This is a genomic window from Synechococcus sp. R50.1, assembly GCF_047462115.1.
In the GTDB taxonomy this organism is placed as follows: domain Bacteria; phylum Cyanobacteriota; class Cyanobacteriia; order Thermostichales; family Thermostichaceae; genus Thermostichus.
In genome coordinates, this window is sequence record NZ_JANSIN010000006.1 from 1 (window position 1) to 24,677 (window position 24,677).

16 protein-coding genes are annotated in these 24,677 nt (G+C 60.0%); 5 read left to right on the top strand and 11 right to left on the bottom strand.

Annotated elements, in window-relative coordinates:
* Nucleotides 1–271: 271 nt before the first annotated feature.
* Both NW870_RS02850 and NW870_RS02855 read right to left on the bottom strand, forming a co-directional pair.
* Nucleotides 272–1,333, bottom strand: coding sequence for a DUF1611 domain-containing protein (locus NW870_RS02850; RefSeq protein ID WP_414373806.1), 1,062 nt, complete (start codon nucleotides 1,331–1,333; stop codon nucleotides 272–274).
* Nucleotides 1,333–2,385 (bottom strand): dipeptide epimerase, encoded by a 1,053-nt coding sequence (locus tag NW870_RS02855; RefSeq protein WP_414373808.1) that lies wholly within the window; start codon nucleotides 2,383–2,385, stop codon nucleotides 1,333–1,335. Before NW870_RS02855 ends, NW870_RS02850 begins: the two co-directional genes overlap by 1 nt.
* Before the next feature lie 178 nt (nucleotides 2,386–2,563).
* Here NW870_RS02855 and NW870_RS02860 point away from each other — a divergent pair, with 178 nt between their 5' ends.
* From NW870_RS02860 to NW870_RS02880, 5 genes are all read left to right on the top strand, one after another.
* On the top strand, nucleotides 2,564–4,201 hold the full coding sequence (locus NW870_RS02860) for an acetolactate synthase large subunit (RefSeq protein ID WP_414373873.1): 1,638 nt from the start codon (nucleotides 2,564–2,566) through the stop codon (nucleotides 4,199–4,201).
* 156 nt (nucleotides 4,202–4,357) lie between these two features.
* The gene (locus tag NW870_RS02865; protein WP_414373810.1) at nucleotides 4,358–6,418 is read left to right on the top strand and encodes a GspE/PulE family protein; all 2,061 of its coding nucleotides are present in this window, start codon (nucleotides 4,358–4,360) and stop codon (nucleotides 6,416–6,418) included.
* Between the two features lie 131 nt (nucleotides 6,419–6,549).
* Nucleotides 6,550–7,692: a type IV pilus twitching motility protein PilT gene (locus tag NW870_RS02870; protein WP_414352159.1), complete on the top strand. Its 1,143-nt coding sequence runs from the start codon at nucleotides 6,550–6,552 to the stop codon at nucleotides 7,690–7,692.
* A 196-nt stretch (nucleotides 7,693–7,888) separates the two neighbouring features.
* On the top strand, nucleotides 7,889–9,115 hold the full coding sequence (locus tag NW870_RS02875; RefSeq protein ID WP_414357726.1) for a type II secretion system F family protein: 1,227 nt from the start codon (nucleotides 7,889–7,891) through the stop codon (nucleotides 9,113–9,115).
* A 72-nt stretch (nucleotides 9,116–9,187) separates the two neighbouring features.
* A complete protein-coding gene (locus NW870_RS02880; protein ID WP_414373812.1) occupies nucleotides 9,188–13,999 on the top strand; it encodes an alpha-2-macroglobulin family protein in 4,812 nt (1,603 codons plus the stop codon).
* Nucleotides 14,000–14,046: 47 nt separating this feature from the next.
* Here NW870_RS02880 and NW870_RS02885 read toward each other — a convergent pair whose 3' ends face one another.
* From NW870_RS02885 to purF, 9 genes are all read right to left on the bottom strand, one after another.
* A complete protein-coding gene (locus tag NW870_RS02885; protein WP_414373813.1) occupies nucleotides 14,047–15,876 on the bottom strand; it encodes an NFACT family protein in 1,830 nt (609 codons plus the stop codon).
* Between the two features lie 243 nt (nucleotides 15,877–16,119).
* Entirely contained in the window at nucleotides 16,120–16,725 is a 606-nt protein-coding gene (locus NW870_RS02890; protein WP_414373815.1) for a DUF3727 domain-containing protein, read from the bottom strand.
* Between the two features lie 107 nt (nucleotides 16,726–16,832).
* The gene (locus NW870_RS02895; protein ID WP_011433717.1) at nucleotides 16,833–17,069 is read right to left on the bottom strand and encodes a gas vesicle protein GvpG; all 237 of its coding nucleotides are present in this window, start codon (nucleotides 17,067–17,069) and stop codon (nucleotides 16,833–16,835) included.
* 189 nt (nucleotides 17,070–17,258) lie between these two features.
* The gene (locus NW870_RS02900; protein ID WP_414373816.1) at nucleotides 17,259–17,648 is read right to left on the bottom strand and encodes a hypothetical protein; all 390 of its coding nucleotides are present in this window, start codon (nucleotides 17,646–17,648) and stop codon (nucleotides 17,259–17,261) included.
* Nucleotides 17,649–17,981: 333 nt separating this feature from the next.
* A complete protein-coding gene (locus tag NW870_RS02905; RefSeq protein ID WP_414373818.1) occupies nucleotides 17,982–19,178 on the bottom strand; it encodes an AAA family ATPase in 1,197 nt (398 codons plus the stop codon).
* A gap of 163 nt (nucleotides 19,179–19,341) precedes the next feature.
* Nucleotides 19,342–21,582 (bottom strand): pentapeptide repeat-containing protein, encoded by a 2,241-nt coding sequence (locus NW870_RS02910; RefSeq protein ID WP_414373820.1) that lies wholly within the window; start codon nucleotides 21,580–21,582, stop codon nucleotides 19,342–19,344.
* A gap of 381 nt (nucleotides 21,583–21,963) precedes the next feature.
* Nucleotides 21,964–22,431 carry a thiol-disulfide oxidoreductase DCC family protein gene (locus tag NW870_RS02915; RefSeq protein ID WP_414330395.1) on the bottom strand — a complete coding sequence of 156 codons (468 nt, stop codon included), beginning with the start codon at nucleotides 22,429–22,431 and terminating at the stop codon, nucleotides 21,964–21,966.
* Between the two features lie 11 nt (nucleotides 22,432–22,442).
* The gene (gene def / locus NW870_RS02920) at nucleotides 22,443–22,967 is read right to left on the bottom strand and encodes a peptide deformylase (RefSeq protein ID WP_414330398.1); all 525 of its coding nucleotides are present in this window, start codon (nucleotides 22,965–22,967) and stop codon (nucleotides 22,443–22,445) included.
* A 52-nt stretch (nucleotides 22,968–23,019) separates the two neighbouring features.
* Nucleotides 23,020–24,648: an amidophosphoribosyltransferase gene (purF, locus tag NW870_RS02925; protein ID WP_414356997.1), complete on the bottom strand. Its 1,629-nt coding sequence runs from the start codon at nucleotides 24,646–24,648 to the stop codon at nucleotides 23,020–23,022.
* Nucleotides 24,649–24,677 lie beyond the last annotated feature (29 nt).

Sequence of the window (24,677 nt, forward strand, 5' to 3'; positions counted from 1 at the left end):
TGGTAGTAATCCGTACTGAACATATTATACATTATTTTCAGTATAGTTGAGCTTATTATTGACTAGAGTCATGCTCTTCTCTGAACACGGAGCAAGCCCAGTTCCTGGCCCCCGGCCAATGGGAGCGACTTGGATCGAGAATACCTGGCTGAGGAGATCGCATCTCAGAGAAGACAACGGCACCGGGAACCATCTGAATCGCTCACCTGTTGAAGATGATGAGTTTTTCCCAGATGGACAATGGGAGTGGATCCGCTGTCTGCAAACTGAGTTATCCTGCCGCCAGAATTGCCTCCAACAAGGGATCCGCCCCAAAACGCACCACATCCGTACAGGGCCGTCCGGTCTCGGCTTCCACCCGGCGGATCTGCTCTAGGGCTGCTTCTTCCTCCCAGCCGAAGGTATTGAGGGCAACCCCCACCACGGGCGCGGGGGCAAAGGCCCCGGCAGCTGCCGCCACCTGTTCATACAGCTCAATCACCTTGGGTAAGGGCGGGATGGGCACGTAGTCTATCCCCTTGATGTGGGTCTGGCCGGCGCGGTGTACCAGGATAAGGTGGGTGGGCTGGGATCCACGCAACAGAGGCAAGGTGGCCGTAGAGGCGGGGTTGAGCAGGGATCCCTGACCTTCCAGGTGCAGAATGTCGTGGTCAGAGCCATAGCGCATGATCAGTTGCTCCACCGCCCCACTGGCATAGTCCACCCGCACCGCATCCAAAGGGATCCCCTCGCCGCCGATCAGAATCCCGGTTTGCCCGGTGGCCAAAAAGCGGGAGCGCAGGCCCCGTCTCAGGCTGGCCCGGTGCAGCTCCAAGCTGGTGGACATTTTGCCCACGCTCATGTCGGTGCCCACCGTCAACACCCGTTTACAGGGCAGGGTGCGGGCCAGGGCTTTCCCCACCGACAGGTTGGGGGGCTCGCGGCGAATATCCCAGATCCAGGCCCCCGGCTGCAACCACTGCCGAAACTGGGGATCCTCGGCCAAAGGCGTGTGCAGCCCATTCACCAGAGATAGGCCAGCTCGCAGGGCCAGGCCCAACTCCTCCCGCCATGCTGGCGGCAACTGCCCCCCTGAAGGGGCAATCCCAATCACCAGAACTTCAGGCCGGTGGGCCAGCGCCTCCTCCACCGAGGCCACGATGGGGATGTCTTTGGCTATTCCGGTCAGATGGGCCAGGGATCCCCCCGCCTGCTCCCGGTCGATCACCGCCACCACCGGGAAGGAGCCGTAGCGCAGCAGCCCCAGCCCCGTTTTCCCATGCTCCCCCAGCAATCCCCCGTGGAGCAGGATGGCCACGCGACTTTCGCTGGACAGGGATTCCGGCCTTCCCATTATTCCTCCCGCAGCTCTACCCCCAAACCCGGTCGGTCGGTGGGGAGCAGGCAGCCCTCCTGCAGGATGGCCCCGGCAAAGGGATCGTCGATGAGGTTGAGGTGGCTATCCAAGTCCAGGTAATCCACCAGGGGAGCCAAGTGGGCTGCCGCTGTATTCCCCAGAGCTGTGTTGCTGTAGCAGCCCAACATCACCTGTAGGCCGTGGGCTTTGGCGGTGTGGATCATGCGCCAGGCTTCGCTGAGGCCTCCGCACTTCATCAGCTTAATGTTGATCCCGTGGACGCGATCCACCAGAGGGGGGATATCGCGGCTGTCCATACAGCTCTCATCCACAAAAATGGGCAGCTTCGACTCGTGCCAGAGGGTGATCAGCTTCGCTTCCTGCCCCCTCTCCAAAGGCTGCTCCAGGTAGCTCACCCCTTGCCCCGCCAGCCAGTTGCTCATGCTCAGGGTTTGCTCCACCGTCCAAGCGCCGTTGGCATCCACTGTAATCAGGGATCCCAGCGGGATCACCTCTTGTACAGCAATCAGCATGTTCTGATCCGCCATCAGTCCTGAGCCGCTGCCCAGCTTGATCTTAAAGGCCCGCGCTTGGGTCTGTTCCATCCAGGCCAAGGCGCGCTGGCGGGCCGCCTGCGGGGTGGAGATGCCGATCGTCATCGTCGTGGGCGGAATGCGGGAGCGATCCAGCCCCCACAACTGCCACAGGGGCCTCCCCAGCCGTTTGCCCATCCAATCGTGCAGGGCCATATCCACCGCTGCCCGCGCTGCCGAAGGGATCCCGGCCCGCAGCAGTTCTGCCTCAATTGGCTGGCGCTCCCAGGGGGAGTGGCGGCGCAGGATCCCTTTGGCCACGTCCAAGCCCATCAGGATGTCGTCCAGAGACTGGTGGTAGTCGTCGCTCACCGAAAAAGGGCAAGCCTCTCCCCACCCTTCAACTCCCTCCTCCTCAATTCGCACCCAAGCCAGGGTTGTCTCGCTGTGGGTACCTCGGCTGATGGTCAAGGCGTAGCGCTTGTGAACGGTGAAAGGTTCGACGTAGAGCCGCATGGGCATCTCCAGAAGAGGAAGCTTGGAGGGGCAATTGGGCCTGGGCCGCCCCTTTGAGCTTAGCTTGGTTCCCAGCCCAGCCTGCCCCCGTCCCCAAGCCCAGAAAACAAGTTATCCCTTGCCCCGTCCGCCGTCTATGGTGGGATCCAGATCCACCGTTCTCCATACCCTTGCCACCATGAATACCGCCGAACTGCTGGTTCGCTGCCTGGAAAATGAGGGGGTGCAGTACATCTTCGGCGTTCCTGGCGAAGAAAACCTGGAAGTCCTGCAAGCCCTGCGCCGCTCCTCAATTCGCTTTATCACCACCCGCCACGAACAGGGGGCCGCCTTCATGGCCGATGTCTATGGCCGGCTGACGGGCAGAGCGGGGGTGTGTCTCTCCACCTTGGGGCCGGGCGCCACCAACCTGATGACCGGAGTTGCCGATGCCAACCTGGATGGAGCACCCCTAGTGGCCATCACCGGCCAAGTCGGCACCGACCGCATGCACATCGAATCCCATCAATACCTGGATTTGGTGGCCATGTTTGCCCCCGTCACCAAGTGGAATGCCCAGATCGTGCGCCCCAGCATCACCCCGGAGATCGTGCGCAAGGCTTTCAAATTGGCCCAAACCGAGAAGCCCGGGGCCGTCCACATCGACTTGCCGGAAAACATCGCCGCCATGGAAGCCAGCGGCACTCCCTTGAGGAGAGATCGCCTGGACAAAACCTACGCCTCCTATCAAAGCCTGAACGAAGCGGCGTCCCTGATCTCCCGCGCCCGCAACCCCTTGATTTTGGCCGGCAATGGGGCCATTCGCGCCCAAGCCAGCAGCGCCCTCACGGAATTTGCCACCCGCTTGAACATCCCCGTGGTCAACACCTTCATGGGCAAAGGAGTGATCCCCTACACCCACCCCTTGTCCTTGTGGGCCGTTGGCCTACAGCAGCGGGATCTGGTCAGTTGTGGTTTCGACCGAACCGATCTGTTGATCGCCGTCGGCTACGACCTCATCGAGTACTCTCCCAAGAAATGGAACCCCGACGGCACCATCCCCATCGTTCACATCGCTGCCCTGCCCGCAGAAATCGACAGCAGCTACATTCCGCAAGTGGAGGTGGTGGGAGACATTTCCGACTCCCTGATGGAGATCCTGCGCCGCTGCGATCGCACGGGCAAGCCGGATCCCTATGGCATCAGCCTGCGGCAGAACATCGTCCGCGAGTACACCTGCTATGCCCAAGATCAGAGCTACCCGATCAAGCCCCAAAAGCTGATCTACGACCTGCGCCAAGTCCTGCAACCGGAAGACATCGTCATCTCCGATGTCGGCGCCCACAAGATGTGGATGGCCCGCCTCTACCACTGTGACAAACCCAACACCTGTCTCATCTCCAACGGCTTTGCCGCCATGGGCATCGCCATTCCGGGGGCCTTGGCCGCCAAACTGGTGCATCCCGACCGGCGCATCGTGGCCGTAACCGGAGATGGAGGGTTCATGATGAACTGCCAAGAGCTGGAAACTGCCCTCAGGGTGGGCACTCCCTTTGTCACCCTCATCTTCAACGATGGCGGCTATGGGCTGATCGAGTGGAAGCAACACAATCAATACAACGAGGCTGCTTTCGTCAAGTTCGGCAATCCAGACTTCGTCAAGCTGGCGGAGAGCATGGGCCTCAAGGGCTACCGTGTCGAAAAGGCTGCCGAGCTGATCCCCATCCTGAAGCAGGCCCTCGAGCAGCCGGTGCCCACCCTCATCGACTGCCCTGTCGATTACGGCGAAAACCTTTACCTAACCCAGCGGTCGCAAGCGTTGGTCTGCGAGGCTTAGGGGACGAGATGGATGTGAATGCGAGATTTGAGCCGAGTTGGGGCATAGTAAGCCCAGGGTTGGCGGCATCTGGGCAGTCCAGACTTATGTATCTTTACCGTTGACCCTTAGCAGCCAAGTGCAGTGAAATAGAGGCATTGTGGGTGACCCGCCAGCATGAGCGATCTTCCTTCCCCTCCCTTTACCTCGCGCCGCGCCGGCGCTGCCAGCAAAGCTCTGGCCATCGCCAACGTCAGCATTACCCCCTTTGGCCGCAAGTTAAAGGAGCTGGGCTTTGCCGACGATAAGCAGATCCAGGACATCCAAAACGCTCTCAAAGCGGATCGAGAGGGCAACAGCAAGGCCCTGGCTCTGGTGGTCAAGGATATCGTGGGCAAAGAGATCACCCCTGACCTGGAGCGGGCCTACAAACGGCAGCAGCTCTTTGAACTCAAAATTATCTACGGGATCCCCTCCCTCGACATCGACCTGGAGCCGGTGGAGATCTCGGAGATAATCGGGCTGATCGACTCGATCTTGCCCCTCGACATCTGCAACCGCTACAAGTTCTTGCCCATTCGCCGCCAGGATAACCAAGTGACGGTGGCGATGGTCAAGCCAGACAACCTGCAGGCACTGGACGACATTCAACGGCGCTTCCGCATCCAGGGGCTGAAGCTGCAGCGGCGGGTCTTCACCCAGCGGGATTTCGAGACCCTGATCAACCGCTACATGGATGTGCAGGCGGATTTACTTGCTGTTAAAGGGATCAACGACGCTGTTGCCCAGCAGGAAGAAGAGGTGGTGGTCAATACCGCCGAAATCGATCTGGACAGCATCGAGGATGTGACTGCCGATGAGGCCGGCGAGGGATCCCTGGAGCAGCAGGTCAAATCGGCAGATGATGCCCCGATTATTAAACTGTCCAACCAGATCCTGGTCAAGGCCCTGCAGGACGGGGCGTCTGACATCCACATCGAGCCGCAAGAAGAATACCTGCGCATCCGCTTCCGCAAAGATGGGGTGTTGCGGCAGGCTTTTGAAAACTTTCCCAAGAAGATCGTCCCCGCCCTCACTGCCCGCTTTAAAATCATCTCCAACCTGAATATTGCCGAGCGGCGCATGCCCCAGGATGGGCGGATCCGGCGGGTCTTCAAGGGGCGCAAGGTGGACTTCCGGGTCAGCACCCTGCCCTCCCGCTATGGGGAGAAGATCGTGCTGCGGATCCTGGACAACTCCGCCACCCAACTGGGGCTGGACAAGCTGATCACCGACCCAGAGACCTTGGAAAGCTTCAAGGAGATTGTCAGGCGACCCTTTGGCCTAATCTTGGTGACCGGGCCAACGGGATCCGGGAAAACCACCACCCTCTACTCGGCTCTGGCGGAGGTGAACGATCCGGGCATCAACATCAGCACTGCCGAGGATCCCATTGAATACTCGCTGCCGGGGATCACCCAAGTGCAGGTGATCCGAGAAAAGGGCATGGACTTTGCCATGATCCTGCGCGCCTTCCTGCGGCAAGACCCGGATGTGATCCTGGTGGGGGAAACCCGCGACCACGAGACGGCCAAAACCGCCATCGAGGCTTCCCTTACCGGTCACCTGGTGTTGACCACCCTACACACCAACGATGCCCCCGGTGCCATCGCCCGCCTGACGGAGATGGGGATCGAGCCATTTATGATCTCCAGCTCGTTGCTGGGGGTGTTGGCCCAGCGCTTGATGCGCCGAGTGTGTACGGCCTGTCGGATCCCCTACCACCCCACACCTGAGGAGCTGGCCCGCTACGGCCTTACCCTCAGTGGCGACGGCGAGCAGCTCACCTTTTACAAAGCCAACAAGCTCTCCCCCAAAGAGGTAGAACAGCGCAAGGCCACCGGCAAGCCCATCTGCGAGAACTGCGGGGGCGTGGGCTACAAAGGCCGGATAGGGGTGTACGAATTCATGCGCATGAACGACCGCCTCGCGGATTTGATCAACAAAGAAGCCCCCACTGAGGTGATCAAGGAAGCGGCGGTGGAAAGTGGCATGAAAACCCTGCTGGCCTACAGCTTGATGCTGGTGAAGCAGGGCCTCACCACGCTGGAGGAGGTGGATCGGGTGACCCTTACCGATAAGGGCCTGGAAAGTGAGCTGAAGGCCCGTGCCAAGGCTCTCAGCACCTGCCGCAACTGTGGCGCGGCCTTGCATGTAGACTGGATGGATTGCCCCTATTGCCTGACGCCGAAGTTTTAGGAAGTCGCCTTGGCCCTTGACGGTGTTGGGGTGCCGACTATAACAGTCCTATACAGTTGCCTTTCTGACATGGCTTTGGCCACTAGCTCTTTTGATAGATAGCTCTACTCACCTTTGGAGAACCCAACCCTATGCCCCAACTGATGATCGAAGACCTGATGGAAGCAATCGTCCAAAAGGGCGGTTCCGACATTCATATTTCGGCGGGTTTGCCCCCCTACTTCCGCATCAATGGTCACCTCGAGCCGACAGAGCATGAGCCTCTCTCCGCAGAGGAGGTGCAGCGGCTGATCTTCAGCATGTTGAACAATAACCAGCGCAAGCAGTTGGAGCAAAACTGGGAACTGGACTGCTCCTACGGGGTGCGCGGGATCGGGCGCTTCCGCGTGAACGTCTACCGCGATCGCGGCACCTATGCTTGCGCCATGCGGGCCCTGGCTTCTGAGATCCCCAACATCGACAAGCTGGGCCTGCCGGATGTGTGTAAGGAAGCAGCTCGCCTGCCGCGGGGCTTGGTGCTGGTAACCGGCCCAACGGGATCTGGCAAATCGACTACGCTGGCTTCCATGATCGACATGATCAACCGCGAACGGGCCGAGCACATCCTCACCATCGAGGATCCCATTGAGTATATCTACACCCCCATTCGCAGCATCATCCACCAGCGGCAACTGGGGGAAGACACCAAGAGTTTTGCCAATGCCCTGCGGGCAGCGATGCGGGAGGATCCGGATGTGATCCTGATCGGGGAGATGCGGGATCTGGAGACCATCCAGTTGGCCATTACCGCCGCCGAGACGGGCCACCTCTGCTTTGCCACGGTACACACCAGTTCTGCCGCCCAGACGGTGGATCGCTTGGTGGATGTGTTTCCGCCCGAGCAGCAGCAGCAGATTCGCGTGCAGCTCTCCAACTCCCTCAAGGCCGTCTTCTCCCAAACTCTGGCCCGCCGCCTCAATCCCAAGCCAGGAGAGCCTGGACGGGTGCTGGTGCAGGAAATCATGGTGGTGACGCCGGCCATTGCCAACCTGATTCGGGAGGGCAAAACTGCCCAGATCTACTCGGCTATCCAGACGGGGGGCAAGCAGGGCATGAAAACGCTGGAGCAAGATCTGGCTAACCTTTACCTACAGGGCAAGATCGACTTCGATACGGCCATGTCTAAGACCTCTCGCCCCGAGGAGTTGCAACGGCTTTTGGGCAACGTTACCGGGCCCTCGCCAGCCGCGGCTGCCCAGCAACAGCGGCCACCAGCAGTTGCCACCCGTCGCTAAACCTCGTTGCCACCAGGCGCGCAGGGATCCCCGGGTGAGGGTTCATTGCCGATCTCTAGCCGCTGACTTGATTTGTGGCTAAGCTCTAGCTGAGAGATTGTTGATCTGCCCAAGGTTTGGGCTGACTTCTCTTTTGCACCTGCGAAACATTTAAAGCCATTTCGTTATTTAGAGCGATCTAGCCGGGGGTACAGCCATGCCGCGCTATAAGGTTCGGGGGTTAAAGGCCGGTCAGCCGGTACGCCTGACGGTGGTGGCCAACAGCTTGACCGAAGTTCGTGCACGGCTGCGCCGAGACGGGATTTTTGCCAAACAGGAAGACATTCAGGAGGAGAAACCCTTCTTTTCCTTGGATACGTCTTTCGATTTCTCAATGCTGGGATCCATCGACATTCGCGACAAGGCAGTGTTCTCCCGGCAATTTGCTGCCTTGATCAACGCCGGCGTGTCGATGGTGCGCTCTCTTACCATCATGGAGGAGCAAACCGGCAACCCCAAACTCAAAAAGTACCTGAGGGCTATCCGAGCGGAGGTGGAGGCGGGGAAAAACCTCTCCGACTCCATCCGCCCTTATCCCGACGCCTTCGACGGCCTCTACTGCAGCATGGTGCAGGCGGGGGAGGTGGGCGGCGTGCTGGACGAAGTGCTCAACCGCCTGGCCAAGCTGCTGGAGGACATGGATCGCCTGCAGAAGCAGATCAAATCAGCCATGACCTACCCGGTGGTGGTGACGATCTTGGCTGTCTTGATTTTCTTGGGCATGGTGCTGTTCATCTTGCCCACGTTTGAGAGCATCTACAACGACTTGGGTGGGGAGCTGCCCGCCTTTACCCAGTTTTTCATCAACATCAGCAAGTTCCTGCGCACGCCCCAGTACAGCTTGGGGCTGGTGGGCTTTCTAGGGGCCGTCTATTTTGCTTTCCGGCGCTTTTACCGCACCCCTGCCGGCAAGGAGACCATCGACGCGCTGGCCCTCAAGCTCCCTCTCTTCGGGGATCTGATCCAGAAGTCGGCGGTGGCTCGCTTCTGCCGCACCTTTGGCGCTCTCACCCGCTCCGGGGTGCCGGTGCTGACTTCCTTGGAAATTGTGCGCGACACCTCCGGCAACCAGGTGGTGGCCAACGCCATTGACGCCGCCCGCCAATCCATCTCAGAGGGAGGGCAGATTGCCCCTGCTCTGGGCAAGGCCAAGGTCTTCCCAGTCATGGCCATTCAGATGATCAGCGTGGGGGAAGAGACAGGGGAGCTGGACGCGATGCTGATGAAGACGGCGGATTTCTACGAGCTGGAGGTGGAGGAGGCGGTACGCGCCCTCACCAGCCTGCTGGAGCCGTTGATGATCGTGATCCTGGGCGGTATGGTGGGCTGCATTATCGTGGCCATGTACCTGCCCATGTTCAACGTGTTCGAGTTGGTGAAGTAGTGGATTGGGCTGACCCTTGAACCCCCAGGGCGGCCAGGGCACAGGGTAGGAGCAACAAAGGAAAGGGATCCCATGCTGAGGCGATGGTTAGCGGCCCTGGTGCTGTTGTTGGGGGTGGGGCTGGCAGTTTTGCTTTCCGAACAGCCGACGGGATCCCTGGCGGGACGGGTGGAGCTGCCGGCAGAGGCTCCGCCTGGGGATGTGCAGGTCATTGCAGCCGGCCCGGTCACGCGCAGCGCCAGCTTGGCCTCAGATGGCGAATATCGCTTGGATCGATTGCCTGTTGGGGAATACCAGGTGACGGTGCAGGGATCCGGCCTGGAAACGGTGGGCAGCCAGGGATCCGTTCTGGTGCGGGAGGGGGCAACGGTTCGGATCCCCACCTTGCGCCCTCAGCTTGTCCCCCCCGGTCTCTATCTCTACAGCACCAGCCAGGTGTTTACGACCGCAGAACCGGCGCGGCTGCAGTGGCGGGCCACCAGCCTGGGCTCGGTGCAGCTCAGCCTCTATCGCTTTTCCCTGACAGAGCTGCAGGGATCCCCTCTCTTGCGGGATTTGGCGGATGCTGGCTATGGCTCCCTGAATCCGGCTCTGTATCCCACCCTGCGGCGGGAGCTTGTGCGCAGTTGGCAGCAGCCGGTGCCACGACGAGCGGGAGAGGGGTGGACAGCCCAAACCTTGGAGCTGGGGATCCTGCCGCCGGGGGCCTACTGGGTGGAGGCGGAGGGCCGGGAGCCGCTGAATGCGGCTGCACCCTTGCCCCGTTTCGACCATTGGTTTTTGGTGAGCGATCTCGGCCTCATCCAGAAGCAGGATGCCAGCCAGTTGGTGGTGCAGGCGGTGCACCTGCGGGAGCTGCGTCCCCTGGCCGGGATCCAGATCCAAGTTTTCGGGGAGTGGGGGGATCCCTTGACGGCCACCACCGATGCAGAGGGGCTAGCCCGCTTTGGCCTGCCGGCGAGAGAGGGTTCTTCCCTGGTGGTCTATGGCCGCAGTGCCGACAACACCCTGCAGGCTTTGTCCCGCAGCTACGCCTATGGCTGGAACCAGCCCCACCGGATCTACGCCTACACGGATCGTCCCCTCTACCGCCCTGGCCAAACCGTCTATTTCCGCGCCCTGGTGCGAGAGCAAACCCGCCTCACGCCGCCCCCGGTAGGACAAGCAGTGCAACTGACCCTTACGGCCCCCAACGGGGATGTGTTGAGCGAACAAACCCTGGCCACCAATGCTTTTGGCAGTGTCTATGGGGAGTTTCAACTGCCGGAAGAGGCGCCCCTGGGCAGCTACGGCCTGGAGTGGCAGGTGTCAGGGCCGCAGGGATCCAGCGGCGAATACACCTCTTTTCAGGTGGAAGCCTACCGCAAGCCGGAGTTTGAGGTGGCGGTGGTGCCCGACCGACCTTGGCTGGTGCGGGGGGGATCCCTGAAGGTGCAGGTGGAGGCCGAGTATCTTTTCGGCGCGCCGGTGGCCGCTGCCCAGCTCCGCTACCGAGTTTACAGCAGCCCCGACTGGAGCCTGCGCTATGGGCTGTTGCCCCGTTCTGCCGAGGAAGACTATTTCGCCGACGACCTGGGAGAGGAGCAGGGCTACTACGGCGGCTACGGCCAGTTGGTGGCGGAAGGAGAAGGGGTGACGGATGCCCAAGGGCGGGCGGAGTTTCGCCTGGATCGCCTGCTGCAGGATCTCAACTGGGAAGAAGACAGCTACTGGGGCCCCCAAGAGGTGCAGCAGTTGCGCATCGAGGTGGAGGTGACCGACATCAGCCGTCGCACCGTGACCGGAACGGCGAGGGCCTGGGTCACGGCTGGCGAATTTGCCCTCTTTGCCGAGGCCGACCGCCACCTGCCCGCTCCGGGGGATACCCTCACCTACCGGCTGCAAGCCCGCGATTACGATGGCCGCCCCGTCAGCGCCACCGGAGAGCTGAGCCTGGAGCGCTGGCGCTGGGATCCCAAGAGCAGCACCTACCAACGGCAAGGTACCCTGCTGCGGCAGCCTTTTCAGATCGTCAACGGGGAGGGCAGCCTCACCCTCAGCTTGCCCGCCGACCTGGAGCCGGGAGACTACCGGGTGCGGTTGACGGCATGGGATCCCCGCCGTCAAAGTGCTCTGCACCGCTGGCGCGAACGGGTGCAGGAGGTGGACTATCTCTGGGTAGTGGAGCCGGGCAGCCCCCTGCAAAGTTGGGGATCCCTGCCCAGCCTGGAAGTGGTGGCGGATCGGCAGATCTACCAGGTGGGGGAGGAGGCCCAGATCCTGATAGTCTCGCCGCTGCCGGATGTGGCGGTGCTGGTGGGCATTGAGGGATCCCGGCTGCACCAGGTGCAGGTGCTGCGTCTCCAGGGGCATACGGCCACGCTGCGGCTGCCCATCCGCGGCGACTATCGTCCCAATCTCTACGTCACTGCCACTGCCATCGGCCCAGAGCGGCGGCTGTACCGAAGCGAGGCCCTGCTGCGGGTCTCCCCCTTGGATCGCTTTTTGCAGGTGGAGCTGCAAACCGATAAGCCCACCTATCGACCGGGCGAGACCGCCCAAATCCAAATCCGCACCCGCGACGCCCAGGGACAGCCGGTGAGCGCCGAGGTGGGCCTAGGGATTGTGGACAATGCCCTCTACCTATTGCGACCCGACTTCACCCCGGATATTCGCCGCTTCTTCTATGGGCGCCAGTACAACCAAGTTACCACCACTACCTCTTTCCCTCAGCAATATCCCGGCGGTGCTGACAAGCTGGCCGGCCAAGTGCGGGAAGACTTTCGCGATACCGCCGCCTGGTTCCCGGATCTGGTCACCAATGCCGATGGCCTGGCTCAGGTACAGGTGCGTTGGCCCGACAACCTGACCACCTGGCGCTTGACCGCCCGCGCTGCCACTGCCGACACCCAGGTGGGATCCGCTCTTGCCACAGTCTCGGTTAGCAAAGACCTGTTGGTGCGCTTGGCCGCTCCCCGCTTTTTCCGGGTGGGGGATCAGCTCACCTTGGCGGCCATTGTGCAAAACCGCACGGGTCAAGCCCAAGCGGTGGAGGTGCGGCTGGAAGTTCCTGTTCCTGCCGGTGGGATCTTGAAATTGCAAGGCCCGGAACGACAACGCCTCACCGTGCCGGCCCAAGGAGCGGGGCGGGTGGAATGGCCTCTCCAGGTTCTGGGGGCCGGAGATACCTCTCTGCGGGTCTGGGCGGAAGGGAATGGGCTGAAAGATGCATTGCAACTGCAGATCCCCAGCCAGCCCTTTGGGGCGGCGCATCGCTTCTCCCAAGTGGGCCAACTGGGAACCCCGTCTGGCTTGCGTGAAGGGGAGTCTGGCAGTCTGGAGTTGCCGCTGGATTGGCCCGCCACCTGGGTGCCGGGATCCCGGCAGCTTCACCTGGAACTGGCCGCTAGCCCGGCAGCAACCCTGCTGGGGCCGCTGGATTACCTGGTGAAGTTCCCCTACGGCTGCACCGAGCAAACCCTGAGTCGCTTCTTGCCCGCCCTAGCCGTCGCCCAAGTCAGCGAGCAGTTGGGCTTGAACCTGCGCTCGCAAACCCTGGAGCGGCTGCCTCGAGTGCTTCGATCCGGCTTGCAGCGACTGGAGGGATCCCAGAACTACGATGGGGGCTGGGGCTGGTGGGCCCATGACCGGAGCAACCCCTATCTGACCGGATACATCCTGCAGGGATATCATCTTGCCCAAGCCGCCGGCTATGCCCTCAAAGATTGGCAGGTGCGGCAGGCCTTGGACTATCTGGCCGCTCAACTGGCCCAGCCACAAGCCCTCTCCCCGGATCTGCAGGCTTTTGTCGCCTACAGCCTGGCCCTCTGGGATCCCGCTTTGGTGACTGCCGACCTGCCGCCGCCGGAGCGGCTCTCCACCTTTGGCCTGGCCTACCATGGCCTGGCTGCCCTGCAACTGGGCCAGAGGGATCTTGCCCAGGCAGCCCTGGATGAGGTTCTGGAGCGGCGGCAACAGGATCCCCAAGGGCGCTGGTTTATCCCGGCTGCTCCAACTCGTGCGACCCAAGAGCGCTCCACCTACGACGACATGGAGGTGGCCGGCCCCCTACTGCAATTGGCCGTTCGCTTGCAGGATGACCGGGCTGCCCAGATTGCCGAGGCCCTTCTCCAGCAGCGGCAAAACAACCGCTGGCGCACCACCAAAGCCACCGCCGATGCTCTCCTCGGCCTATCTGCCTACTACCAGGCCCAGCAGCAGCAGCTTCCCAGCCCCGGCGAGGTGCGGGTGTTGGATGGGACAACCGGATCCCTTCTCGGTCGCTGGCAGGCCGGCGCTGGGGATCCCCGCTATGGGCTGGATTGGGCTGACGCAGAAGTGGGGAACCTGAGCAGCCTGCGCCTGGAAAAGTCTGGCCCTGGCCCCCTTTACTACAGCTTGAGGGGAGAAGCCTTCGTCCCCAACCCTCTGCCCTCTCAAGCCCAAGGCTTTGCGGTGAGCCGCAGCTACTTCCGCCTACAGCCCCAGCTCCAACCCAACGGGGAGATCCGCTACCGAGAGCAGCCGCTGCGCCCTGGCGACACAGTAAGGGCCGGAGAAATCCTCCTGGCCCGGTTGACGGTGGAAGCCGAGCGGGACAGCCACTACGTGGTGGTCGAGGATCCCCTGCCCAGCGGCGCCGAGATCACCTCCCAGGATCCGCGAAAGTTCACCGGCTTGGCCCCAGACTACTGGTGGGACTGGTTTTGGACCCGCCAAGAGAATCGGGATGACCGCGTGGCCTTTTTCAGCACCGAGCTCAAGCAGGGTCGCCATGAGTTTGTCTATCTCTTCCGTCCGGAGATCCCCGGCCAATTCCAGGTGGCTCCTGCTTTGGCAGAAGAAATGTACGACCCCAGCCGCTATGGCCGCAGCGCCGCTTACTCCCTCGAAGTTCTCCCTTGAATGCCTCGAACCTGCCCACTTGGCCAGAAACAAAGTAACCAGTTGCGTCAGTGTGGCCCAAGGGCTGACGCAATGAGCAGCTGCGCATGGCTGGGCCGCCCCCAAAGCACCTGCTCCTGTTTGTAAACGACCATGCCGGGCGGGGATCCCTTGGGTTTGAACACCAGTTTCGGGCGAGTGTAGACTACCGGCACCTGTTCGCTGAGGCGACCGCGGCTGAAATGGGCCGCCAAATCAGCAGCCGCCTGCAGATCTTCGCTTTCTGCTACAGCCCCGGGGGGCAAGCGCAGCAGCACATGACTGCCGGGGATCTCTTGGGCATGAAACCACCAATCGTGTTCCTGAGCCACGCGAAAGGTGAGCTGATCATTTTGCAGGTTGTTGCGCCCCACCCAAATGGAGAAGCCACTGGGGCTGGTAAAGCGGTGGGGGTTGAAGGTTGCCGGTGAGGCATGTTTTGAGCTCGCCCGCAGAGACTCTGTCCCGCTGTTGCGAGTGGGACTCTCCAAGTAGCGCTGTTCAATCAGCTCGGTCTCAATTTCCTTGAGGGTGGTCAAGTCTTGGGGATCCCGATAGGTTTCCAGCTGCTGTAGAGACGCTTCCACCTGCTCGAGGTAGAGGATCTCTTGGCCGAGCGCCTCTTGTAGGGGCCGGATAGCATCCTGGGCCCGTTTTTGTTTGCGGTGCTTGCGGTAGTAGGCTTGGGCATTGAGAATGGCATTTTTTTCGGGGTCGAGAGGGATCTTGACCGTCTGGCCGCTGGCAAAATCCGGCAGCTCGATGTGATGCAACCCTGGCCGCCAGAGGTGGAGGTGGGCCATCAACAAGTCGGCAGCCTGCTTGGAGGCTTCCGCTTGGGTGGAGTCGGCCAGCATTGCCTCAAATTGCTCTCGCCGCTGATAGAGCTTTTTCAGCAGGGTGGATACCCTTTGCAGCAGACGGTGGCGCTCTCGCTCAAACTGTTCGCGGTTAAGCTGAGCCTGGTAGTAGCCTTCCAGAAGTTGGTGCAGATTGAGTCGAGAAGGTTGTTGCAGGGACTCCGTCCCGCTAACGGGAACGGCACCGCTTGCCCAGCCGAGAACGGTGTATCCCTGGGGAGTGGGAGCTGGGTCAAACTGGCCGGTTTCCAGACGGGTTAACCAGTCTTGCCACCTGGCAAACAGCGCCTGCCAATCGCGGGCAGAGAGGTGATCGGTGGAGGTTTGGGGCGGGATCCCAGCCTGATGGCACATCGCTTCCACCAAGTGCCGACTGAGGCCGCGATAACAGCGCAACAGCCGTTGGCCGATGGGGCCGGGGATCAGGGCAACGCGCTCTTGCCAGCAGGAGAAGGGCTCGGATCGCTGCGGGATCGGATCGGTTAGGGCCGGGGGGGCTTCATAGGGCAGGCCCGGTTGTACCGGACGGATCCGCGATTGGCGCTCGCTCACCCCATGACCACTGGCCAAAATCATGCCCGCCTCGTCCACCAAAATGGCGTTGCTGTACTTGCCCATCACCTCTAGGTAGAGATGGCGATGAGGGGGATCCCCAGGCCGAAGGGCAAAGCGAAAGTCAACCACCCGTTCCCAATCGTCCAGCAGAGCCAGCTCCGTCAGAGCCAAACCCTTCAGGTGCCGTTGGAGGAACTGGCTGAATTGAAAGCCATCCGGCTCTTTGGGAGGAGGCTGACAGAGGTGGAGACGGGCCGCCTGAGGATGCCAGCACAACAGCAAGCAGGGGCGGGCAGTGAGGGTGCGCAAGCCAATGACCACCGTCCACAGATCGGTCTGTTGGATCCATTCCACGCGGGCAGGCAACACTGGATCCCGACCTGTCTTAGCCTGGGTTAGATCGGCGAGCACAGCACGCAGGGTGGTTAAATCAACCGGCTGCATCCCTGTTGCTCCTTCGCTACGCAATGCTCAGGCGGCTGGTCTGAGGCTGGCTTATTCTGACCCTTGGCCCGCAGATCCGACGCCCCCGACAGATGTTGAGACGGGTCTGGAGTGGCTGGTGAAAAACTCTGGGCAAGTTTTACCGGGTAGTTTCACCACCTCTATCCCTATGGTGCTCCGCACCGCCGAGGCGACTGGCTGGGCAGGAGTATCCAACTCGGCAGAACAGAAGGGGTTGACCGCCTAATCTTCGTCTTCATCTTCTTCGTCATCTCCGTCTTCCCATTCCTCATCGAGATCCAGCAGCAGGGCATAGAGCTGATCAAAAAGCTCTGGCGGCTCATCGGGGGTGAGCAGGTAGGGATCCCCTTCGTCGGGCAAAGCGGCGTAGAGCAAAGCGGGATCGAGGGGAGTAAAGATGCCGTATCTCTTCTCTTGGTAGAAAAAGGTAGCCAGCAGTTGAAACTCCTGGGCATCTTCCTCGCTCTCGCCCAGCTCAAACACATCTTCTTCTTCGACCGGGGGCAATTCCCCCTGAACTGTGAGGATGTCGAAGCCATTTTGCTGCAAGGTGAGGTTCAACTCCCCCAAGACAGCCTGGATGGTGGGCAGGGTAGCCTGTAGCTCTTCGGGATCCGGCTCGTCCAGGATCCCTTCCATGTTGGCATCGCCGTTCACCGCTTGGCTGGGTTCTTCTTCCCCTTCCCAAACCAGCACTTTGATCACAGCATCAACGGGAGTCACCAGAGCATAGGTCTGCTCGTCGATGACCACCTGACGCAGGATCTCGCACTTGAGAGGCTGGTTTTGCTCGTCGCGGAGCACCAAGGTTTCATGGGATTCAGTCATTGAAAACAGCCCAGGGTAGGAAAGACGGGGGTGTACAGAAGCTCATTCTCCCATGTTCTGCCCCCCTGCAATGCTGAGGGATCCCTTCCAGGCCCACCGGCAGAACTCTATGCTTCGGCTTCTCCTTCTGCTTGGGTTAAGGCTTCCAGAGCCAATAAAATCTCCTCTTCTCGGCGGGCGTAGGTTTCTTCGTCAATTTCTCCCAAATCTAGCTGAATTTGCAGGGCCGTAAGTTCTTTTTGCAGGTTTTCTTTGCTATCCAGCTGTGCTTCGGCGCGTTCTTGGATCTGCTCTGCTAGCCAAAGCAAACTTTGGGCCGGCCAAGTCAACAATTGCCAAACCATCCCAGGGCCCCTAAAGCAGATGATGAGTCTTCGTAATCCTATCAATTTGGATTCTCAGGTGGCCATTGCCCCGGCCTAGCCGTGAAACTTTTTGTTCCCTTCCTCCCCAAGCTGGAAAGACTGGGACACGCACGAAGCGCCAGGGGAAACACTGGCTATTGGTGCTCAGGCAAGTCCTAGCCGCGAAGACTAATCCTCTCGCTGGTGCTTCTCGATCCACTCCATGAGCTCCCCCTCGGAATGGGTACACAGGCGCTCTCCCGTGATTGGGTCTTGGACAGACCACCAGACCATGCCGCTGCCATCTACCCACTGCCGCACCCGCAGTTCATCGCAGGCCGCCAAGACTGCCTTCAGGCTCTGCCAAAGGTGGCGCAGTCCTCTGAATAGTGCTGGAGAGGAAGGATCCCTGCCGCCGTACTCGGCTGCCAGTTGCCGTTCTTCTTGCTTCAGCAGTTCCACCAAGTGGGTGTTGTTGGCTGCCATAGCTGCTTCCAAACGATGGGCCAGGGAAGCTGCCATGTTTTGGCGATGACGGGCAAGGAGACTGGCTCCCCTCATTTCAGCGGCTGCATTCATAGGGCTGCTCTGCATTATCAGTACCTCTACCCGATCAATCCTACCAAAAAATCTGTAATCAGCGATACGGAAATTGCAAAAACTATGGATCATGCGCTCTGCTGGGTGGAATTCAGTCCCAGTGCTCTGCCTGGGAGCTGCCGGAAGTTGATCGAATAAGGGGCCACCTGAGCAGCTCAGGGGCTTTCCTGGGGTGACGGATTTACGCGAGCTGACCTACAGGCGGCAAATTCAAGCAGAGCGGAGACCGGTGCTTTTCCGCATCTTGCGAGAGAAAATGCGTCCAAACCTACGCAGGGCTGCCCAATTTCAGAGCGAGCCAGCCAAAACAGCTCAGGCATGAGGCGGAGGGGAAAAGGATGAAGGACTATCGACTTCAAGGAGGCCTGAATTTATCCTTCCAGCCATGTCCCGTAGCTCCTGCATCAACTCTTGATCTTGAGAGGCAGTACGTGCTCCTGACTCGGCAGCCCATGCTTTCAGGCTTTGAATTTGGTCACGAGCGATAGCAGCTAGAGGAACCGTTTGCTGAATGGCAGTCAAGATATCTTCTTGGGTGAACTCGCGGGGTGGATCCTGATTAAAGGCCATGTGCATGGCGTCATAAATAGTCTGTTCAATTTCCGCTCCGCTGAAATCCTCTGTAGCCATAGCCAGGTCGGTATAGGAAAAGTCTCGTACTCGGTTGGGCCGTAGCCGCCGGATGTGGACTTGAAAAATCTCTTCGCGCTCCCTCTGGTTGGGCAAGTTCACAAAAAAAGTTTCATCAAATCTGCCCTTGCGAAGTAGCTCGGCAGGCAAGACGCGGACATTATTGGCAGTGGCGACAATAAAAACGGGCTTGGTCTTTTCTTGCATCCACGTAATCAGGCTGCCGAAGACGCGCTTGCTGGTGCCCGAATCGCCGGAAAATTCGCTGTTGACACCGCCAAAGGCTTTGTCCAGCTCGTCGATCCACAAAACACAAGGAGCCATCGCCTCGGCAATTTGGATCATCTGGCGCACGCGGCTTTCACTTTCGCCGACAATGCCTCCAAACAATCGTCCCACATCCAGCTTGAGCAGAGGCATCCGCCACTCGCGGGCGATGGTTTTGGCACATAGGGATTTGCCGGTGCCCTGAATGCCAACCAGCAAAACTCCTTTGGGACTCGGCAGGCCATAGGCATGGGCCTGAACACTGAAGCTGTTGCGGCGCCCCCTAATCCAGGCTTTGAGGTTTTCCAGGCCACCGACGTTTTGCAGAGTCTCAGAGGGATTGTAAAACTCCAGGATTTCAGTTTGGCGGATGTATTGTTTTTTCTCTTCCAAAACGAGATCAATATCCCCTTCGCTGACTTTACCGCTGGAAGTACAGACAACCTCGGTTGACCCCTCTTCAGCGATTTCGCCAATCACCAGGTGAATGTGGCTTTGCCCATTCTTATTGGCTTGAAGCGGCGGCAGCTCAAGAGTGGCAGGATAGGCCGTGCCGCTTTTGAATAAAGGAAAGAAATCCGGTGCCTGTAAATAGGGGTTCCAGAGGCGCAAGGCATAAGTATGGCGGAGATGATCTTGGAGATGGGCAAAACGAGTTAGGGCTAATGCTCTGTCGTCAAGGGATCCCTTAAGTACAGCGCCTCTCCTGTTGACTCCCCGCAGTTTAGCTGCCGGCTAGGGGCAAGTAGCATGGGTTGTCAGCTAGGGGATCCCGCTAGCGTTTTGCAGGAGTTGGGGGAGGTAGGTAGAGGGTATCGCGGTGGTCAAACCAGATGCTCGCCAAACCTTTAAGCCAGAGGGACAGCCAGATCCATTTCCACTTGAAATCAAGTCTTGCGCCTTTGAGGTTTGCGCCTTCTACAGTGGCATGATCCAGGTTGGAGCCTTCCAAGTTGGCATAGCTCAGGTCAGCCCAACTGAGATCGGCCCCGCTGAGATTGGCTCGGCTGAGATCGGCCCCGCTGAGATTGGCTCCAATAAGGTTGGCCCCGCTTAAATTGGCGCCGACCAGCTTGACTCCGCCCAAGTCGATCCAGTTCAAGTTAGCTCCGCTTAAGTCGGCTCCCTCCAGGTTTCTGTTGTCGGGCCGACCATTGACCAGTTCCCACACAAGATGCCACTTGGCATCGAGCTGAGTTTCTGGAGAAAGAATAGAGCGTCGCAGGTTGGCCAATTTCAGATCTGCCCCCCTCAGGTTGGCCCCGCTGAGGTCGGCACCGCTGAGGTAAGCGTTACGTAACTTGGCTCTGCCCAGCTTGGTCTGGGTTAGGTTGGCTTCTCCTAGCTTGGCCTTGTTGAGGCTAGCTGCGCTCAGGTCAGCCCCGCTGAGATCGGCTCTGCTTAGGGAAGCTCGGCTTAGGTTAGCTCCGATGAGCTTGACTTGGCTAAGGTCTGCCCGGCTCAGGTTGGCTTTCCTCAGATCTGCCCCGCTCAAGTCCGTTTGGCTCAGGTAGCGCAGAGGGCTGGGAGCATTGACATCAAGCAAGTTCAAACCCGACCTGCCCAGCTTGGCCTCGCTGAGGTTGGTGCCGATGAGGTTAGCCTCCCTCAGGTCGGTGCCAACTAAGCTGGCCTTGCTCAAGTTGGCTCCAATGAGCTTGGCGCCGACCAATTTGGCCCCCACCAGTTTGGCCCTGACCAGTTCAGCCTTGATCAGGCTGGCTCCACAGAGGTTGGTTCCCTCCAGGTTTGCCTTATTCAGATTGGTCTGGCTGAGGTTGGCGCCTCTCAAGTCCGCCTGACTCAGATTGGCTTTGCCCAACTCTGCCCACCTCAAATTTGCCCCGCTGAGGTTAGTTCCTCTCAGGTCAGCCTCCACCAAGCTCGCCCCTGTAAGCTTGACTCCGCTCAAGTCAGCCTGGCTCAAATTGGCCCTGCTCAGGTCGGCATAGATCAGGTTTCTTGCCTGAGCACGGCCGTTGACGAGCTCCCACACCAAGCGCCACTTGGGATCCAGCTGTGTCTCAGAAGAGACGAGAACTCTGCGCAGGTTCGCCAGCTCCAGCTTGGCTCCCCGCAGGTTGGCCTGAGTCAAGTCGGCCCCCTCCAAGTTGGCCTCGCTGAGGTTGGCTTGGCTGAGGTTGGCTCCTCTCAAGTTGGCCGCGGCCAGCCTCGCCCCTTTGAGATTTGCTCGCGTCAGGTCTCTTCCCCTCAGGTCGGCCCGCTCTAGAATAGCCCTGCTCAAGTCAACGTGGTTCAGTTTTTTTTCCTGAGCACGGCCGTTGACGAGCTCCCACACCAAGCGCCACTTGGGATCCAGCTGTGTCTCAGAAGAGACGAGAACTCTGCGCAGGTTCGCCAGCTCCAGCTTGGCTCCCCGCAGGTTGGCCTGAGTCAAGTCGGCCCCCTCCAAGTTGGCCTCGCTGAGGTTGGCTTGGCTGAGGTTGGCTCCTCTCAAGTTGGCCGCGGCCAGCCTCGCCCCTCTGAGATTTGCTCGCGTCAGGTCTCTTCCCCTCAGGTCGGCCCGCTCCAAGTTGGCTCCGCTCAAGTCGGCTTGGGCTAGGCTTTCCCCCTGGGCAACGCCGTTGATGATTGTCCACACCAGGTGCCACTTGGGATCCATCTGCGTTTTGGGAGAAATGACAACCCACCTCAAGTTGGCGTCCGTTAGGTTGGCCCCCAGCAAGCTGGCGCCGATGAGGTTGGTGCCCAGGAGGTTGGCTCCGCTCAGGTTGGCTCCGTTCAGATCGGCCCCGCTGAGGTCTGCTTGAGTTAGATTGGCTCCGCTCAGGTTGGCATGGCTGAGATTCACCTGGCTCAGTCTCGCGCGGTTTAGGTTTGCTCCTCTCAAGTCTGCCCCACTCAGATCTCGCTGACTGAGGTTGGCCTTTCTCAAATCCGCCCAGCGGAAATCTCGCTCGCCAGCCTCCAATTTTGCCCCCAGATCTCCCACCGGACGAAGGGTAACCGGATAGGCTTTCGCGATTTGGATAAGTTGGGGATCACCCGAATCCATTAGGGTTGTCCAGAGAGCAAACTGCTTTTCCCAATCCAGAGGTTGGTTTAGGGTTTGGAGGAGAAGCTCTCTGCCTTTTCCGTTGTAATGGCTAAAACATTTGATGGCGCCGTTTGCGCTTCTGGGATCCTTGCCTCTCAAAACCGGCTGGAGGATCTCTAAACTGCAATCGATATTGCCCAGATCTTTATCAGTAACTGTAGGCACGCCTCATCCCCCCTTTGGCTGCTTTGTTCCTATTCTTGCTATGGGCTTAGAGAGGGTCAAGACCAGTTCAGGGAATTCCCTTAGAAAGGTTAACCTTTGATACAGGAATTCAATCCTTTTTCAAATTCCCTGATCCAAGATAGCGAGCTGAGGAAGAGGGAACTTCCATTTTGGCTATCGGCTTGCTTCTGCCTTGCCGGCGGCTGGTGCTGCAGCTTTTCCCTCAGCCTCGGCCAAGGGATCCCGGCAGGCAACACAAGCAGGGTAGGCAGACAAATACAAGGTGTTGCGGCGGCCAAACCACTCGTAGCGGTGATCTCGGATCTGTTCGTAGCCTCGATCCCCAAGACCCTTCAAGCCAGGGAAGCTGCGGTACAGAGCCAACCACAGCTCCCCGCCCGGCAGAAGAGCAGCAATCTGTTCAACGGCGGCGGATCCCTGCCAACGGCGCTCCGGCTGCTCCAGGTCGATGAGGATCATCCCCAGCTCCACCTGCTCCGGCGGGATCCCCCATTGGGCCAAGGCAGAGGCATCTTGCATGGGGGCATAGCAAAACCGTTGCCCGCGATCCAGTTGCTCCAAGAGCTGAACGCCGGTGGCACAGAGGTTGCAGAGGCCGTCGTAGATAACCATGTAGGGCATGGTGGGATCCCTCAGGCGGGCTGACCCAAAATCTGGGCTTGGTACTGGGCTTCGGTAAGCAGTTGCCGAGGCTGCCGCTGCAGGAACACCCGACCCATCAGGTGATCGTATTCGTGCTGAAAGATCCGCGCCGGAAAATCCTGCCAGACCACCCTTTGCTGAACGCCTTCTGGAGTGTAATACTCCACCTCCACTTCGCGGGCGCGGGCCACCAGACCACGGCAATTGGGCACACTCAAGCAGCCTTCCCAACCCAGCACCTGGTCAGAACTGCAAGCCAGCAGACGGGGGTTAACCATCACCAGAGGCTGCATTTGCGGCGCTTCCGGGTAGCGGGGATTGGGACGAGAGGCCACGATCAGCACTTGGAGCAGGGATCCCACCTGAGGAGCAGCCAAGCCCACCCCCTGCGCCTCTTTCAGGGTAGCCAGCATACCTTCTATAAGATCCTGCAAGGCCGGCGTTTTGAACTCCGTCACCGGCTCGGCCACTTGCGTCAGGATGGGATCCCCCAATTGGCGTAGGCGAAAAGTCATGGCTTGCCCCAAGCAATTCTTCTTCTCAGTCTAGCGGGGATCCCTGAGCAGCCTAGCGGCTCTTGCCAGTAGCCACCAGTTCCAGGGCCAGCTTGGAGCGCTTCAGCCCTTCTGGGATGGGGATGGGGTAGTGGCCGGTAAAGCAAGCGGAGCAGAACGAGTTGGGATCCCGGCCCGTGGCAGCCAGCATGCCTTCCCAGCTCAGGTAGGCCAAAGAATCCACTCCAATCTTCTCGGCGATTTCCTCTACGGAATGCTTGGCAGCAATCAACTGATCCTGGCTATCGGTATCGATGCCGTAGAAGCAGGGATGGGTGACCGGGGGGCTGGAAATGCGCATGTGGACTTGGGTGGCCCCCGCCTGGCGCAGGGCTTTGACGATTTTCTGGCTGGTGGTGCCGCGCACAATCGAGTCGTCCACAATCACGATCCGCTTCCCCCGCAGCACGTCCTCCAGGGGGTTGAGCTTCATGCGAATGCCCCGCTCCCGCATGGATTGGGTGGGCTGGATAAAGGTGCGGCCCACGTAGCGATTTTTGATCAGCCCTTCGGTGTAAGGGATCCCCAATTGGCGAGCATAGCCAATGGCCGCCGGCGTGCCGGAATCGGGAACGGAGATCACCCAGTCGGCCTCTGCCGGAGCCTCCTTGGCCAGTTGTTCTCCCAGCCGCACCCGGTAGGAGTAGAGGCTTTCCCCGTGCATCCAACTGTCTGGGCGGGCGAAGTAGATCATCTCGAAGATGCACAGCTTGGGGGTGGCCTCCGCCCAACGCACCGATTGCAGCCCCTGACGGCTGATCCACACCAACTCTCCCGGCTCCACCTGCCGCAGAGGGTCGGCCCCAATGATATCCAAAGCACAGGTTTCTGAAGCCAATACATAATGCAGCGGCTCGGCCTCGGGGTGGCTGAGGGTGCCGTCGCTGCAGATGATCTCCAGCATCTCTGACTGCAGCAGCTCATCCAGAGCGGGGTTGCTGCTCAAAAGCCCCAACACCAGCGGACGCACCCCATAGGGATCCCGTGCCCCGATCAGGCCCTCTGGCGTGCCGATCACCAGACTAAAAGCCCCCTGACAGCGGCGCAAAGCTTGGCAAGTGGCCGCGATCCAATCTTGACCTTGGTTCACCGCCTGGGCAATGGCGTGGGCAATACACTCGGAGTCGGTGCTGCTGGTTAGGTGCCGGTCGGCGGCCTCCAGTTCCTTCCGCAGCTCTTCCGCATTGACCAAATTGCCGTTGTGGGCCAGAGCCAGCGGCCCCAGGCGAGTCTCCACGATCACCGGCTGAGCATTGGCCACGCGGCTGGATCCAGTGGTGGAGTAGCGGGTGTGACCAACCGCCAGATCCCCGGTCAGTTGGGCCAAGTTCACTTCATCGAAGACCTGGGAGACCAAGCCCATCGCCTTGTGAACCCGGCAAAAGGATCCCTCAAAAGTGGCGATCCCTGCCGATTCTTGGCCGCGATGCTGCAAGGCAAATAGGCCAAAGTAGGCCAGCTTGGCCACCTCCTCTCCTGGAGCCAGGATGCCAAAGACCCCGCAAGCCTCTTGCAGCTCTTCCCGGGCATACCCCGCCCCGCTGATGTTTTCTGAGGGGTACAGGGCATCAACGCCAACGGCAGTCTGCCCCTCTGCTTCTCCACAGCCAGAAGATGGTTCTGCTCCCGCCCTTGCTGCCATGGATCCTCGTCTTGCTGTCACGCTTACCA

Excerpts from the sequence above, each read along its gene's own strand:
- NW870_RS02850 (WP_414373806.1), bottom strand. The coding sequence starts at position 1,333 with ATGGGAAGGCCGGAATCCCTGTCCAGCGAAAGTCGCGTGGCCATCCTG.
- NW870_RS02855 (WP_414373808.1), bottom strand. The coding sequence starts at position 2,385 with ATGCGGCTCTACGTCGAACCTTTCACCGTTCACAAGCGCTACGCCTTG.
- NW870_RS02860 (WP_414373873.1), top strand. The coding sequence starts at position 2,564 with ATGAATACCGCCGAACTGCTGGTTCGCTGCCTGGAAAATGAGGGGGTG.
- NW870_RS02865 (WP_414373810.1), top strand. The coding sequence starts at position 4,358 with ATGAGCGATCTTCCTTCCCCTCCCTTTACCTCGCGCCGCGCCGGCGCT.
- NW870_RS02870 (WP_414352159.1), top strand. The coding sequence starts at position 6,550 with ATGCCCCAACTGATGATCGAAGACCTGATGGAAGCAATCGTCCAAAAG.
- NW870_RS02875 (WP_414357726.1), top strand. The coding sequence starts at position 7,889 with ATGCCGCGCTATAAGGTTCGGGGGTTAAAGGCCGGTCAGCCGGTACGC.
- NW870_RS02880 (WP_414373812.1), top strand. The coding sequence starts at position 9,188 with ATGCTGAGGCGATGGTTAGCGGCCCTGGTGCTGTTGTTGGGGGTGGGG.
- NW870_RS02885 (WP_414373813.1), bottom strand. The coding sequence starts at position 15,876 with ATGCAGCCGGTTGATTTAACCACCCTGCGTGCTGTGCTCGCCGATCTA.
- NW870_RS02890 (WP_414373815.1), bottom strand. The coding sequence starts at position 16,725 with ATGACTGAATCCCATGAAACCTTGGTGCTCCGCGACGAGCAAAACCAG.
- NW870_RS02895 (WP_011433717.1), bottom strand. The coding sequence starts at position 17,069 with ATGGTTTGGCAATTGTTGACTTGGCCGGCCCAAAGTTTGCTTTGGCTA.
- NW870_RS02900 (WP_414373816.1), bottom strand. The coding sequence starts at position 17,648 with ATGAATGCAGCCGCTGAAATGAGGGGAGCCAGTCTCCTTGCCCGTCAT.
- NW870_RS02910 (WP_414373820.1), bottom strand. The coding sequence starts at position 21,582 with ATGGATTCGGGTGATCCCCAACTTATCCAAATCGCGAAAGCCTATCCG.
- NW870_RS02915 (WP_414330395.1), bottom strand. The coding sequence starts at position 22,431 with ATGCCCTACATGGTTATCTACGACGGCCTCTGCAACCTCTGTGCCACC.
- def (WP_414330398.1), bottom strand. The coding sequence starts at position 22,967 with ATGACTTTTCGCCTACGCCAATTGGGGGATCCCATCCTGACGCAAGTG.
- purF (WP_414356997.1), bottom strand. The coding sequence starts at position 24,648 with ATGGCAGCAAGGGCGGGAGCAGAACCATCTTCTGGCTGTGGAGAAGCA.